This is a genomic window from Filibacter tadaridae, assembly GCF_900609045.1.
In the GTDB taxonomy this organism is placed as follows: Bacteria; Bacillota; Bacilli; order Bacillales_A; family Planococcaceae; genus Sporosarcina; species Sporosarcina tadaridae.
This window is the reverse complement of record NZ_UXAV01000042.1, coordinates 339,840-352,078: the sequence shown is the minus strand read 5'-3', so window position 1 is coordinate 352,078 and position 12,239 is coordinate 339,840. Positions and strand designations below refer to the sequence as shown.

Annotated in this window: 15 protein-coding genes; 11 read left to right on the top strand and 4 right to left on the bottom strand. The window is 42.0% G+C overall.

Features of this window, described 5'->3' with window-relative positions:
- The first annotated feature begins 8 nt into the window (after positions 1-8).
- Positions 9-623 carry a PH domain-containing protein gene (locus tag FILTAD_RS11150; RefSeq protein WP_124070838.1) on the top strand — a complete coding sequence of 205 codons (615 nt, stop codon included), beginning with the start codon at positions 9-11 and terminating at the stop codon, positions 621-623.
- Positions 624-1,388: 765 nt separating this feature from the next.
- On the opposite strand, the gene FILTAD_RS11145 is transcribed toward FILTAD_RS11150, so the two are convergent.
- Both FILTAD_RS11145 and FILTAD_RS11140 read right to left on the bottom strand, forming a co-directional pair.
- Entirely contained in the window at positions 1,389-2,315 is a 927-nt protein-coding gene (locus FILTAD_RS11145; protein WP_124070837.1) for an alpha/beta hydrolase, read from the bottom strand.
- A gap of 15 nt (positions 2,316-2,330) precedes the next feature.
- The gene (locus FILTAD_RS11140) at positions 2,331-3,233 is read right to left on the bottom strand and encodes a hydroxymethylglutaryl-CoA lyase (protein WP_124070836.1); all 903 of its coding nucleotides are present in this window, start codon (positions 3,231-3,233) and stop codon (positions 2,331-2,333) included.
- 79 nt (positions 3,234-3,312) lie between these two features.
- Here FILTAD_RS11140 and FILTAD_RS11135 point away from each other — a divergent pair, with 79 nt between their 5' ends.
- Positions 3,313-4,497 carry an acetyl-CoA C-acetyltransferase gene (locus FILTAD_RS11135; protein ID WP_124070835.1) on the top strand — a complete coding sequence of 395 codons (1,185 nt, stop codon included), beginning with the start codon at positions 3,313-3,315 and terminating at the stop codon, positions 4,495-4,497.
- 20 nt (positions 4,498-4,517) lie between these two features.
- Positions 4,518-4,766, top strand: coding sequence for a YqkE family protein (locus FILTAD_RS11130; RefSeq protein WP_124070834.1), 249 nt, complete (start codon positions 4,518-4,520; stop codon positions 4,764-4,766).
- Positions 4,767-4,899: 133 nt separating this feature from the next.
- Here the strand turns inward: FILTAD_RS11130 and FILTAD_RS11125 are convergent, their stop codons facing one another.
- Positions 4,900-5,163 (bottom strand): small, acid-soluble spore protein, alpha/beta type, encoded by a 264-nt coding sequence (locus FILTAD_RS11125; RefSeq protein ID WP_124070833.1) that lies wholly within the window; start codon positions 5,161-5,163, stop codon positions 4,900-4,902.
- A gap of 347 nt (positions 5,164-5,510) precedes the next feature.
- On the opposite strand from FILTAD_RS11125, the gene paaA reads away from it, so the two are divergent.
- Genes paaA through FILTAD_RS11085 form a run of 8 tightly spaced genes read left to right on the top strand, consistent with a single transcriptional unit; the run spans position 5,511 to position 11,571 of the window.
- On the top strand, positions 5,511-6,464 hold the full coding sequence (gene paaA / locus FILTAD_RS11120; RefSeq protein ID WP_124070832.1) for a 1,2-phenylacetyl-CoA epoxidase subunit PaaA: 954 nt from the start codon (positions 5,511-5,513) through the stop codon (positions 6,462-6,464).
- Positions 6,465-6,480: 16 nt separating this feature from the next.
- A complete protein-coding gene (paaB, locus tag FILTAD_RS11115; RefSeq protein ID WP_124070831.1) occupies positions 6,481-6,828 on the top strand; it encodes a 1,2-phenylacetyl-CoA epoxidase subunit PaaB in 348 nt (115 codons plus the stop codon).
- Positions 6,825-7,637 carry a 1,2-phenylacetyl-CoA epoxidase subunit PaaC gene (gene paaC / locus FILTAD_RS11110; RefSeq protein WP_415579182.1) on the top strand — a complete coding sequence of 271 codons (813 nt, stop codon included), beginning with the start codon at positions 6,825-6,827 and terminating at the stop codon, positions 7,635-7,637. The genes paaB and paaC overlap by 4 nt, the downstream gene beginning before the upstream one ends.
- Before the next feature lie 19 nt (positions 7,638-7,656).
- Complete coding sequence (gene paaD, locus FILTAD_RS11105) at positions 7,657-8,157, top strand: 1,2-phenylacetyl-CoA epoxidase subunit PaaD (protein ID WP_124070830.1); 501 nt, start codon at positions 7,657-7,659, stop codon at positions 8,155-8,157.
- Positions 8,158-8,174: 17 nt separating this feature from the next.
- The gene (locus FILTAD_RS11100; RefSeq protein WP_124070829.1) at positions 8,175-8,477 is read left to right on the top strand and encodes an EthD family reductase; all 303 of its coding nucleotides are present in this window, start codon (positions 8,175-8,177) and stop codon (positions 8,475-8,477) included.
- The gene (locus FILTAD_RS11095; RefSeq protein WP_124070828.1) at positions 8,477-9,253 is read left to right on the top strand and encodes an enoyl-CoA hydratase/isomerase family protein; all 777 of its coding nucleotides are present in this window, start codon (positions 8,477-8,479) and stop codon (positions 9,251-9,253) included. The genes FILTAD_RS11100 and FILTAD_RS11095 overlap by 1 nt, the downstream gene beginning before the upstream one ends.
- A gap of 12 nt (positions 9,254-9,265) precedes the next feature.
- The gene (locus FILTAD_RS11090) at positions 9,266-10,039 is read left to right on the top strand and encodes an enoyl-CoA hydratase-related protein (protein ID WP_124070827.1); all 774 of its coding nucleotides are present in this window, start codon (positions 9,266-9,268) and stop codon (positions 10,037-10,039) included.
- A 53-nt stretch (positions 10,040-10,092) separates the two neighbouring features.
- Positions 10,093-11,571 (top strand): aldehyde dehydrogenase family protein, encoded by a 1,479-nt coding sequence (locus FILTAD_RS11085; RefSeq protein WP_415579214.1) that lies wholly within the window; start codon positions 10,093-10,095, stop codon positions 11,569-11,571.
- 79 nt (positions 11,572-11,650) lie between these two features.
- Here FILTAD_RS11085 and FILTAD_RS11080 read toward each other — a convergent pair whose 3' ends face one another.
- Complete coding sequence (locus FILTAD_RS11080; protein WP_124070825.1) at positions 11,651-12,178, bottom strand: gamma carbonic anhydrase family protein; 528 nt, start codon at positions 12,176-12,178, stop codon at positions 11,651-11,653.
- Positions 12,179-12,239 lie beyond the last annotated feature (61 nt).

Here is a 12,239-nt window from a genome sequence, read left to right as displayed (position 1 = left end):
CGGGGCATATGTTGAAAAAATTTGCTTCAGATGCGTTAGGCTTGTCGGATATCGGTAAAATTATAGGTCCAGAAGATTATGATAAAACGGATGCGGATGATTATATTCGAAATGAAGAGAATGAAAAGATTTATTTTTTAATCAAGACAAAAATGGATGAATATTGCTTTACGAACATTGCATTTATTCACGTCGATGGAGAGAAAGCTATATCTTCGAAGCGCTTGCTAAAACGCTATTCGTATTCGCAATATCAAATTACCGATGTGTTTTTGGAAACGGCGGGAAAAGTGGATTTGGATGTTGAAATCAAGTTCTCCTTAAGCAATCAATCGTTCAGCATTGACGTTGATAAAAAGCAACTTGCCCAATTGATTGATCTGTACAAAGCATTATCTTATATTTCGGAAAAAGTCCACGACAACAATATCCTGTTAGAGTTAGCGAATGGAAGTCTTGAAAAAGCTGTAACAGTATTGCATAACGCACGACTGTCTGACATCCAGCTAGCCGACCAGTATAAACAATTGACCGAGTTTGGTTTCTCCTGGTTAACGGCTGCCCGTGACCAATACCGAATTAAAGACTTTGGTGATGTGTTTGAGAAATATATTAACAATTAACTTATAAGCTAGCTGTATATTATATTCTTTAGAAAAGTGTGGGTTCCCAGGTTCTGAAACAGGTTGTTTTGGAACTTGGGACCTTTCCTGTTGGAGGCAAAAACTTTTCAAAGTGTAGATTTACAAATCAGAACCACCCCTTTTTAGGGGTCACTTCTGGACAGGCTATTAATACTTCGCTACGACCTTCAAAAGTAACTATAGTTTTCCCTTTTAGGATTCTAAGTGTACATAATGATCACTTAGAAGATTCAAGACCTTTTCACGCTAATACAAACTAAATCCATCTGAAGATAACTCATCTCCACTTCTACGAATAATACTATTAACTGTGTCGATGTCTACCTCCTAGAAGTATCTAAATGAATGGTACAATAGTTGAACGAAATATTGAGGGAGTCGTGCTGAATGATGCTCGGCTTTTTTGCGTCTACAATCTTACTAGTCGTACTGAGATCACTCAAATCATGATATCGACAGTACTCTATCGTATAAATCCTAATGTTCTAATAGCATAGTCACAACTTAGCAGTATTGACTACAAAATGCAAGTGTGATAGATTCATCTTTGTCACTTTTAGTGTTATTTTGCACTCCTTTCGAGAGATATTTTGCACTTTGAATATAAGAAAAAAGCTATCTCCAATAATGATAGCTTTTAATATTGTAAATGAGCAAATCTAATGAGAAAAGTGCGAAAAAAGTAAGCAAAAAGTGAGTGCACAAAAACACCCAATCCGATTGAACAATGGATGGGTGTTTTTTTTATACTTTTAGATGAAATCGACCTAGAAATTCATCAATCTTTTTTTCATATAGAACCGGATTTTCGTTGAACGATTTAGCATGGGCCCCTCTCTTGAACAGCTTTAGCATTTTTGGACCCTCTTTAGCATGGTATAAATCTGTCGTCATATACGGTAGAATGAAATCGTCCTCCATACTATGAATGAACAAAACAGGTTTTTCGATATTCCCAACAACTTCAATCGGTGATACTGAGTTAAGTGAATAGCCATCACGCATTTTAAGAAATATATTTGCAATCCGCAGAGCCATTGATGTTCTAAGAGGTGTCTCTTTACGTAAAATATGCAAAATCTGCTCGGTGAAGTCGGAAAAAGGGCAGTCGACGATGTAGAAATTTGCCTCATCCTCATATGTTCCAGCATAAAGTATCGTCGTGGCAGCCCCCATTGATTCACCGTGGATTCCGAGTAACGCCCTTTTCCCGATGCGATTTCTGACAGCTTCAACGATAGCCTTCAAATCTATCTTCTCATAGAACCCGAAACTTGTCGTTTTGCCTCCAGAATCACCGTGACGTCGATGATCATATACAACAGAATTAAAACCTAATCGCTCGAACAATCGAGCAAAACGCATTGAGTTAGTTTTATTTTCCGTTACGCCATGGCATATGATAACCGTATTTGTGGTTTCGAGCGGTTTTAGGAAAATTGCTTTCAACCGATAACCATTCGGTGAATCAATCCATATATCCTCTTTGCGGACTGTTTCGTACCATTTTCCGTCAAATCGTTTCGCAAGTGTTTCACGTTCCAAAATAAAATCGGATTCCTTTAGTTTCATGAACATTAGTTTATTCGTTGCAATAATGCCGAAAATTGTTAGAATTGCAGTGAAAACGCCTGAAATTATTCCTGAAATATAAAGGACCCGCCGTTTCAATCCGTTCAACCTCCCTTATAGCTGTTCGTTAGTAAATAATTTGTACATACCAGTCTCAATAGGACGTGATACATGTTGTGCAATATTAGCTACAGCTTCGCAAACTTTTTTTACGTCAATGCCTGTTCGGATACCCAGTGTATCAAGCATATGGACAACATCTTCTGTTGCAACATTTCCCGTCGCTCCCGGAGCAAACGGACATCCACCCAAACCGCCAGCCGATGTATCGAACCGATTGACGCCAGCTTGCAATGTAGCAAAAATATTAGCCATAGCCATTTTTCGCGTATCATGAAAATGAGCTGTGAGTAATACATCTGGAAATGTCTCTTTCAGTTTGATGAACAACGCATAGCTCTCTTGGGGATTTGCCATCCCAATCGTATCCGCCACACTCAGTTCATCTGCACCCATTTTTACAAAACGATCACAAAGTGCAATTGTATCTTCAGGTTCTATTTTCCCCTCATACGGACAATAAAACGCAGTTGAAATACATGCCCGTACAAAAATACCTTGTTCTTTTAATTTCGAAATGACAGGTTCAAGGGCTGCCATGCTTTCATCGGTCGTACGATTTATATTTTTTTGATTAAATGAATTGCTAACTCCTACAAAAACAGCGACATTAGTAGCGCCAGAAGCAAGTGCAAGTTCTGCACCCATTGCATTCGGCGCAAGAACGAATTGTCTCCCCACACAATCCGTTTTTTCAACAATCTCTTTCGCATCCGCCATTTGCGGTACCCATTTAGGTGAAACGAATGAAGTCAATTCCATTTCAGAAATACCTGCTTGCTGCAAGTCTTTAATAAAGCGTAGTTTGTCCACTGTTGCGACAAGTTTACTTTCGTTTTGTAACCCATCACGTGGGCCAACCTCGATAATTGTTGCGTTGTTTGGTAAAATGAACATAACATCCCTCCTATACACTATTGTAATGAAGGGATGCCTAGACAAGCAACATATTTAATTGGAATTAGGGGGAAATGACATGACACAAGAAGTAGTTATAGTAAGCGCAGTACGTTCTGCAATCGGTTCGTTCCTAGGTAGTTTAAAAGATGTACCAGCGACTGAACTTGGGGCAATCGTTATCAAAGAAGCACTTAAGCGCGCTGGCGTTGCGCCTGAAAGCGTAGACGAAGTCATTATGGGGAATGTACTTCAAGCAGGACTTGGCCAGAATCCCGCTCGACAAGCAAGTATCAAAGCGGGACTACCTGAAACAGTTTCGGCAATGACCATCAATAAAGTTTGCGGATCCGGCTTAAAAGCAATCCATCTTGCACGCCAGGCAATCGTTGCAGGAGATGCAGACATAATTGTCGCGGGCGGCATGGAAAATATGAGTCAAGCACCTTTCCTTATGCAAAATGCACGGGATGGCTATAAAATGGGCGATCAAAAAATCGTCGATAGTATGATTAAAGACGGACTTTGGTGTGCATTCAATGATTATCATATGGGAATCACAGCAGAAAATGTTTGTGACCGCTATTCCATTTCACGTGAAGAACAAGACGCATTTTCAGCAAAATCTCAGCAAAAAGCAGCAGCTGCAATTGAAGCCGGTACATTTAAAGATGAAATCGTAGCAATCGAAATTCCACAGCGTAAAGGCGAGCCAGTCATCTTTGACACGGATGAATACGTTAAAGCTGGAACAACGGCAGAAAAACTAGGCAAACTTCGCCCTGCATTCAAAAAAGACGGAAGCGTCACAGCGGGTAACGCTTCCGGTATAAACGACGGTGCAGCAGCACTTGTCATCATGTCGAAAGAAAAAGCGGACGAGCTGGGACTAACACCACTCGCAACAATCGCCGCAAACGCAAGTGCCGGCGTAGACCCATCCATAATGGGAATCGGCCCTGTTCAAGCTGTCAAAAAAGCGCTCGCAAAAGCAGATATTGAACTTGCCGATATCGACCTTGTCGAAGCCAACGAAGCATTTGCAGCACAATCACTTGCAGTCGATAAAGAACTTGGATTCGACGCAGACAAACTAAATGTTAGTGGAGGTGCCATCGCACTTGGTCACCCAATCGGCGCAAGCGGAGCACGAATCCTCGTTACACTTCTCCACGAAATGCAACGACGTGATTCAAAATCGGGATTGGCAACACTTTGCATCGGTGGTGGCCAAGGCGTCGCAACAATCGTCAAACGTCCCTAAAAGAAGAAAGGTGAAAACCAATGGCGAAAAAAAGAAATCAACAACCACAACCGAAAAAGAAAGAGAATGATAATCTTACCGTGTCGGACTCACTCGGTGATGACATTCTAGCTAAACTGAAAGAAGCGAAAAAAGAACTGTCTAACGCTGAACAGTCAAAAGAAGAAGCGCGTCAAGCGCAAATCCGTCATGAGCGAAAAGAACGAGAAAAAAATAAAACGTTTGAAGAACTACTCAATGAATACGGAGATGTAGGCAAGAAATATTGACAAAAAAGCACTGGCCAAATCTGGCTAGTGCTTTTTTGATTTCCTGTTGTAATTTCTTAATAGACGTAAGACGTTCAGTGATCGAGTACTAAACAACTGTTAGAAAAACCGGTATCCATATCCGGAATTCCAGTCATTTTTTCGCCATTTCTTCTTGAGCCATCCTTACCATTTCCTTTACCATATTTCCACCAATTGGCCCGCCGATTGGTCCCCCAATTTTTCCTGCCTGCTCGGCTGTCAGTTTTCCATTATATCCATTGGAAAGTGGAATACCTAGTTCGTCCGCAATTTCGAATTTGCGCTTATCAGAACCAGCTTTGGTCATGTCGTATCCCTGTGCTTTCATGACGTCTTCTTTTAGCTTGGCCATTGATTTCTGATTATCTTGTGCCATTTTTATCTCCTCCTTTACGAAATAGTCTTTCCCGAAATTTTTACTTCACTCTCTTTCAATCAATCAAAAGACTTTTTTGCAGCTTCTCGTATAGATTCCAATGGACTTTCTATGACACGAAGCAGGGTCACTGAAAACCTTTCTTTATGTCTTTATTTTTAAAAGGAAAATCTCTTCTCCCGTAAATAAAATAACAATAAGCATCATACAATGAATGGATTCTTATAAAAAAATATCGGATTGTAAAAACTTGTTAGCCGTATATATAACGGTATTGTATAGCTTCGTTATAAAAACGTTATATAGAGATGTAGAATCGTACATTTCAATTAAAAGGAGGTTCATGAATGACACCGATTCATACAGTTACAGATGACGAGCTACTCGCAAATTTTATGGAGCGTATTGAAGCGGGAGAAAAAATCGAAGCAGATGATTGGATGCCCGAGGAATATAGAGTGACGCTTATTAAGCTGATTTCCATGCATGGTATTAGCGAGATAATGGGGGCATTACCCGAGAAGGAATGGGTACCAAGAGCACCTTCCCTTAGCAGGAAGCTGGGCATCATGTCAAAAGTGCAGGACGAAATGGGTCATGGACAGCTACTTCTGCGCGTAACGGAAGATTTACTCCTACCGTATGGGAAAAACCGTGGAGATTTAATGCAGGATCTATTCAAGGGGGATTTGAAGTTTCATAATGTTTTCCATATGGAAACGAAAACATGGGCAGATGCAGGCATTATCGGCTGGCTAGTGGACGGGGCGGCCATTATTACGCAGACAAATATGTTGAAAGCTTCATATGGACCCTATGCAAGGGCATTACAGCGTATTTGTGCTGAAGAGGTATTTCATGCGCAGCACGGTGAATCGATAATAATGGCATTAGCTGAAGGAACAGACGAACAGAAAGCAATGATTCAAGAAGCGCTAAATCGTTGGTGGGAATCACTTCTTATGTTTTTCGGACCTGCGAGCAAAGAAACGACAGGTTCATCAAAACAGGATTTAACGATTAAATACAAGATCCGTACAAAAACAAATGAAGACTTCAGACAGATATTTTTCGACAAATACATTCCGCGTATTCTAGCGCTTGGATTGACAATTCCAGACCCTACAATCCGCTTTGATGAAGAGAGCAGATTATGGACGTACCAACAACCCGATTGGGAGGAATTCAAGAAAATTATTAAAAACAAAGGCCCTCGTTCTCAAGCAAGATTGAATTTACGTAAGACTTCTTATGAATATAATGCATGGGTGCGCGATGCGCTAAGTGCAACGGTTACGTAAAGGAAGGAGGATATCAATGGCCGGAGAGAAAACGTTCTATCAGGAATATGAAGTTTTCAGCAAGCGAACGCAGAACTCAGCGTTTCAACATCAATTCAGCTTACTGGCTCCAAATGAAGACATGGCACTCATTATGGCACAAGAGAATTTCATGCGTCGTGAACCGGTTGCGGATATTTGGATCGTCAACCGTAGAGATGTAAGGAAGATGGATAGAGAGGAAAAAAAGACGCTCGCAAGGCTAGATAACAAAGAGTATCGTTTGACAAAAGGATATGGCTACTTAAAGAAAAAGTGGCGTCACTACGAACAGCAAGTCTTGGATGAAAAAGAAATCCTGTCGTGGGGAGGGGATCGTAAATGAACATGACAGAATCCACCTTGGATAAAGATTACAAGGAAGCGGTCATAAGTTTGTTATTCCAACTGGCGGATGACGATTTTTTGTATGCGTATCGAGGATCTGAATGGCTCGGTCTTGCACCTCACATCGAAGCAGACGTTGCTTCCTCTTCGATTAGTCAGGATAGTATGGGGCATGCGGCTATGTACTATAAACTGCTTGAAGAGTTAGGGGCTGGAAAAGCGGACGACCTTGCACATATACGTCCTTCATCCGAAAGGAAAAACAGTATTTTGACCGAGCGGGCGAACGGAGAAGGCTTTTACATGGAAACACCACTTTATGACTGGGCATACGAAGTGGTCAGAAGTTACTTCTATACGCAAGCGAAAAAGGTGAAAATCGATTCATTATGCCAAAGCTCGTATAGACCCATTGCAGAAGCGGCGGTAAAAGTGAAAATGGAACTTTATTATCACAAATTGCACTGGGAAACATGGTTTAAGCAACTATTGAATTCAACTGATGTTGCAAAACAGAAAATGACTGAAGCAATTGCACGCGTGATGGTAGACTTCGGCGATGTATTTTCATATGGAAACCAAAAACAGTTGATCGAAAAATGTGCGCTTATAGATACCGAAGAAGAACTAAAGAGTAACTGGAAGATGAATCTGGATCCTGTGTTTGCCGTTCTTCACGTGGAAGTTCCGGCGATTCCTGAAAAAGCTGTGAGAAATGGAAGAAACGGCGAGCATACAAAAGATTTGGATGAAGCACTACTCACACTTTCTGAAGTGTATAACGAAGACCCAGTGGCTATTTGGTAACTGGAAAGGGGTGATGGGGATGAATACATCAGTCTATGTTTCTACCAAACGTGTAAATGAAATTTTAAAGAATGTTAAAGATCCGGAAATCGATTCGGTCAGCATTATTGACCTAGGCATGGTAGAAAAAGTCACAACCATCGGCGGTAACGTGAAAATAGTGCTACTTCCCACGTTTCTAGGTTGTCCCGCCCTCGAAATCATAAAAAAGAACACGATGAATGCTGTAAAAGAACTTGCGGATGTAAAAGCAGTAGAAGTGGAATTCGTCTATCACCCGCCCTGGACATCGGACCGAATCACGCAACAAGGGCATAAGGATCTACGGGCGTTCGGAATCGCGCCACCGCCCCGCCATATGAAAGAGGACGGCTCCTGGCATGTGGACTGTGCATATTGTGGATCTACCTACGTCACAATGGAGAATATTTTCGGACCCACCGCCTGCAGAAGTATTTTGTATTGCAAGAGCTGTAAAAATGTATTTGAGGCAATGAAACCCGTATCTACACTACTATAGAGTGAGGAGAATGCTAAATGGCCAAGCTAATCGCATTATACAAACACCCTGAAAATAAAGAGGAATTTGATGAACATTACTTCAATGTGCACGGACCGATTACGGCAAAAATACCAGGTCTCCGTGAAATGAAAGTAACAAAAATGACAGGATCACCAATGGGAGGAGAAGGAAAGTACTATCTCATGTGTGAAATGATTTATGACAATATGGAATCGTTAAACGCTGGATTACGCTCGCCAGAAGGGAAAGCGTCGGGAAAGGACTTAATGGGCTTTGCGGCCGATCTCGTCACAATGATGATTGGCGAGGAGGCATAATGTCCGGTTATGAATTCATTGAAACGTCCATAAAAGAAAACATAGCGGTTATCGAGTTGAACCGTCCGCGCCAATTGAATTCATTGAATCGGAAAATGATTGGTGAATTAGTTGTTGCGATGGAAGCGTTTGAACGGAATGATGACGTACGTGTCATTGTATTAACTGGCAAAGGACGCGCATTTTCGGCTGGAGCTGACATTGATGAAATGACAAACACGGATCCCATTAGCCTAGAGCTGATGAATCAATTTGCTGATTGGGATCGCCTGGCGCTCATAAAAAAGCCGATTATCGGTGCGGTGAAAGGGTTCGTATTTGGCGGAGGATTCGAACTGGCCCTTTGCTGCGACATTTTAATAACTGCGTCAGGTACTGAATTCTCATTTCCTGAAGTAGGCCTTGGTGTGATGCCGGGTGCTGGGGGTACGCAGCGCCTGACGAAACTTGTAGGACGTACGAAAGCGTTGGAATGGTTATGGACAGGAGAGAGAATTTCAGCAGAAACAGCACTCGAACATGGGATTGTTAATCGGATTGTTTTGGCGGAACTACTGATGGAAGAAACGATGAAATTTGCAAGTAAACTGGCTAAGCAACCCCCATTATCCGTACGGCTTATTAAAGACTCGGTTAACAAGGCGGTCGATTATCCTTTGTATGAAGGCATGCAATACGAACGGAAGAATTTCTATTTATTATTCGCCACGGAAGATCAAAAAGAAGGCATGAACGCGTTTCTTGAAAAGAGAAAACCCGATTATCAAGGGAAATAGGGGGGGAGCCACATGTTTGAAACGATTCGTTATGATGTCTCGGACGGTGTCGCGTACCTGTATTTAAATCGACCTGACAAATTGAATGCATTTATCGCTCAGATGAATAAGGAAGTGAAAGAAGCTGTTAAAGCCGCTTCATCTGATGAGCAAGTTCGGTGCCTTGTCATATCGGGTGAAGGACGGGCATTTTGTTCCGGACAAGATTTAGCGGAAGTCGATGAAAAAATGGACCATGGACAGGTGTTAAGAAATCATTATGGTCCAATGATTAAGCAAATCAGACAATGTGAAAAACCAATTATCGCCGCGGTGAATGGTGTTGCAGCTGGAGCCGGGTTCAGTCTCGCACTTGCATGTGACTTCAGACTTGTATCAGAAAGAGCAAGTTTCATAAATGCCTTCATACATGTAGGGCTTATTCCGGATTCAGGAAATCTCTATTATTTAACACAATTGGTTGGTCAAGCTAAAGCTGCAGAACTATCCATTCTCGGTGAAAAGGTGTCGGCAGCTTCAGCTGTGGAAATAGGTCTTGCCAACCAATTGATTGGCGAAGACAACTGGGGAAAAGGGGTAAATGATTTCGCTACTCGTATTGCTTGTTTGCCAACAAAAGCAATTGGATTGATCAAACGCTCATTGAAGGCGGCTTCAACACTTTCATTCGAAGAGTATTTGGAACAAGAAGCGCAAGGGCAACGAATAGCGGGCCTGACAAAAGATCACCGTGAGGGTGTCACAGCATTTATGGAGAAAAGAAAACCTGTTTATTCAGGCCGATAGGGAGAGTGAAGCAATTGACTAGTATTAAGGAAAATGAACTTCAACAAGAATCGATGAAACGGAAATTCTACCATCTGATTATTAATGGTGAAAAGATGAAAGGTAGTACAGATGGGACGATTAAAACCTATAATCCGGCAACGGGCGAGCTCGTGGCGGAAGTTGCAAAAGCTTCAATTGAAGATGCAGAAAAAGCAGTGGCAGCAGCTCGTGAGGCGTTTGACAATGGAAAGTGGAAGAAGTATCCGGTTGGACGACGTGCACAAGTGTTAAACAAAATTGCTGCAATCATGCGCTCACGCTTCAACGAATTAGTAGAGCTGGAGATCTTAGACACAGGTAAAACAATTCATGCAGCGCAGGGTCAAATCATGCAAGCAATTGAGGACTTTGAATTCTATGCTGGTGCAATCGTTGGTCATCGTGGTGCTGTAAACAATGTTCCGGGCCAATTTCACAATTATACGGAGAAAGGGCCGGTTGGTGTTTGTGCACAGATTATTCCGTGGAACTATCCATTGATGATGGCGGCCTGGAAAGTTGCCCCTGCCATTGCGGTTGGCTGTTCGGTTATTTTAAAACCTGCTTCATTTACACCGCTGACAGCGATTATTCTGGGAGAAATTTGTCTTGAAGCGGGCGTTCCTGCCGGTGTAGTAAACGTTGTTCCAGGTTCAGGGACAGAGATTGGAAATCATTTAGTGGAGAATCCGAAAGTGGATAAAGTGGCGTTTACAGGCTCAACACCTATCGGTAAAGATATCATGGGTAAAGCGTCTCAGACGTTGAAACGGGTCACCCTTGAACTTGGCGGGAAATCACCAAGCCTTGTATTTGGAGATGCAGATATTGACGCAGCGGTTGATGGTTCTTTGTTTGGTATTTTTTATAATTCGGGTCAATCTTGTGAGGCGCGTTCCCGTTTATACGTACATGAAGCAATTTATGATGACTTTATGAATAAGTTTGTAGAAAAAACAAAAAAACTTCAACTTGGCGATCCGTTTAACAAAGCAACCCATGTTGGTGCAATCATCAATCAAGAGCAACTAGATACAATCGACGGTTATGTACAATCCGCCCGGACAGACGGTGCGGAAATCCTGACGGGTGGTAAGGTAGCTACTCCAGAAGGATGCGAAAACGGTTTCTGGTATGAACCTACCGTACTCGCAAATGTTACGCACGACATGAAGGTAGTCAATGAAGAAATTTTTGGACCCGTAGTCGTAGTAATGAAATTTAAAGACGAAAAAGAAGCAATCCGACTTGCAAATGATTCCGATTTCGGACTCGGATCAGCTGTATGGTCGAAGGATGGTGCGCGGGCAACGCGGGTTGCTAATCAGATCCAAGCAGGAATCGTAATGATTAACTGCCCATTCTCGGCATTCCCTGGAACACCTTTCGGCGGCTATAAACAATCCGGCTTTGGACGTGAGCTTTGCATCGAAACTCTAGATCTTTATACAGAAATGAAAAGTATCCTGTCCTATTACGGCAGTCGCCCGTTGAATCCTTTGGGCATATAAAACTATATCCAACAATGTGGAAAGGGGTTCTTATGCCCATTAAAAAACTGGATGCCTATGAGGCAATCCAGTTTTTTGATCATTCATCCGTTTCATTCGCATAGATTTCTCGATAGTCGTATCCTTTTTGGACGTACGTATCAATCGATAGTTGGATAATTTCAAAGTCTTTATCCGTTAACTCCCGTACGACTTTACCCGGAGAGCCGACAACAAGTGAACGAGGCGGTATTTTCTTACCGGGCGGGATTAATGTGTTGGCGCCTATAATACATTCTTCCCCGATTTCAGCATGATCAAGAATTGTCGAACCCATACCTATAATGGAACGTTTACCCACTTTGCAGCCATGAAGGATGACGTTATGCCCGACAGTTACCTCATCTTCTATCAGGACAGGTGCATCTTCATATAAATGGATGGTAGAGTTGTCTTGAATACTGCATCGATTCCCGATTTTAATCAGACCTTCATCTCCGCGTAAAACCGCATTAAACCAAATCGTAGACTCTTCCCCTATCTGAACCTCTCCAATAATCTTAGCACCAGGTGCAACAAAAACCGTTGGAGCAAGCTCAGGTTTTTTTCCTTTAAACATTGTGATCATCCGATTACCCCCATTATCGAAATTGACGTAATTGTTTTTCTACTCTATTTATCATAACATA

Excerpts from the sequence above, each read along its gene's own strand:
- FILTAD_RS11150 (WP_124070838.1), top strand. The coding sequence starts at position 9 with ATGTTGAAAAAATTTGCTTCAGATGCGTTAGGCTTGTCGGATATCGGT.
- FILTAD_RS11140 (WP_124070836.1), bottom strand. The coding sequence starts at position 3,233 with ATGTTCATTTTACCAAACAACGCAACAATTATCGAGGTTGGCCCACGT.
- FILTAD_RS11135 (WP_124070835.1), top strand. The coding sequence starts at position 3,313 with ATGACACAAGAAGTAGTTATAGTAAGCGCAGTACGTTCTGCAATCGGT.
- FILTAD_RS11130 (WP_124070834.1), top strand. The coding sequence starts at position 4,518 with ATGGCGAAAAAAAGAAATCAACAACCACAACCGAAAAAGAAAGAGAAT.
- FILTAD_RS11125 (WP_124070833.1), bottom strand. The coding sequence starts at position 5,163 with ATGGCACAAGATAATCAGAAATCAATGGCCAAGCTAAAAGAAGACGTC.
- paaA (WP_124070832.1), top strand. The coding sequence starts at position 5,511 with ATGACACCGATTCATACAGTTACAGATGACGAGCTACTCGCAAATTTT.
- paaB (WP_124070831.1), top strand. The coding sequence starts at position 6,481 with ATGGCCGGAGAGAAAACGTTCTATCAGGAATATGAAGTTTTCAGCAAG.
- paaC (WP_415579182.1), top strand. The coding sequence starts at position 6,825 with ATGAACATGACAGAATCCACCTTGGATAAAGATTACAAGGAAGCGGTC.
- paaD (WP_124070830.1), top strand. The coding sequence starts at position 7,657 with ATGAATACATCAGTCTATGTTTCTACCAAACGTGTAAATGAAATTTTA.
- FILTAD_RS11100 (WP_124070829.1), top strand. The coding sequence starts at position 8,175 with ATGGCCAAGCTAATCGCATTATACAAACACCCTGAAAATAAAGAGGAA.
- FILTAD_RS11095 (WP_124070828.1), top strand. The coding sequence starts at position 8,477 with ATGTCCGGTTATGAATTCATTGAAACGTCCATAAAAGAAAACATAGCG.
- FILTAD_RS11090 (WP_124070827.1), top strand. The coding sequence starts at position 9,266 with ATGTTTGAAACGATTCGTTATGATGTCTCGGACGGTGTCGCGTACCTG.
- FILTAD_RS11085 (WP_415579214.1), top strand. The coding sequence starts at position 10,093 with ATGAAACGGAAATTCTACCATCTGATTATTAATGGTGAAAAGATGAAA.
- FILTAD_RS11080 (WP_124070825.1), bottom strand. The coding sequence starts at position 12,178 with ATGATCACAATGTTTAAAGGAAAAAAACCTGAGCTTGCTCCAACGGTT.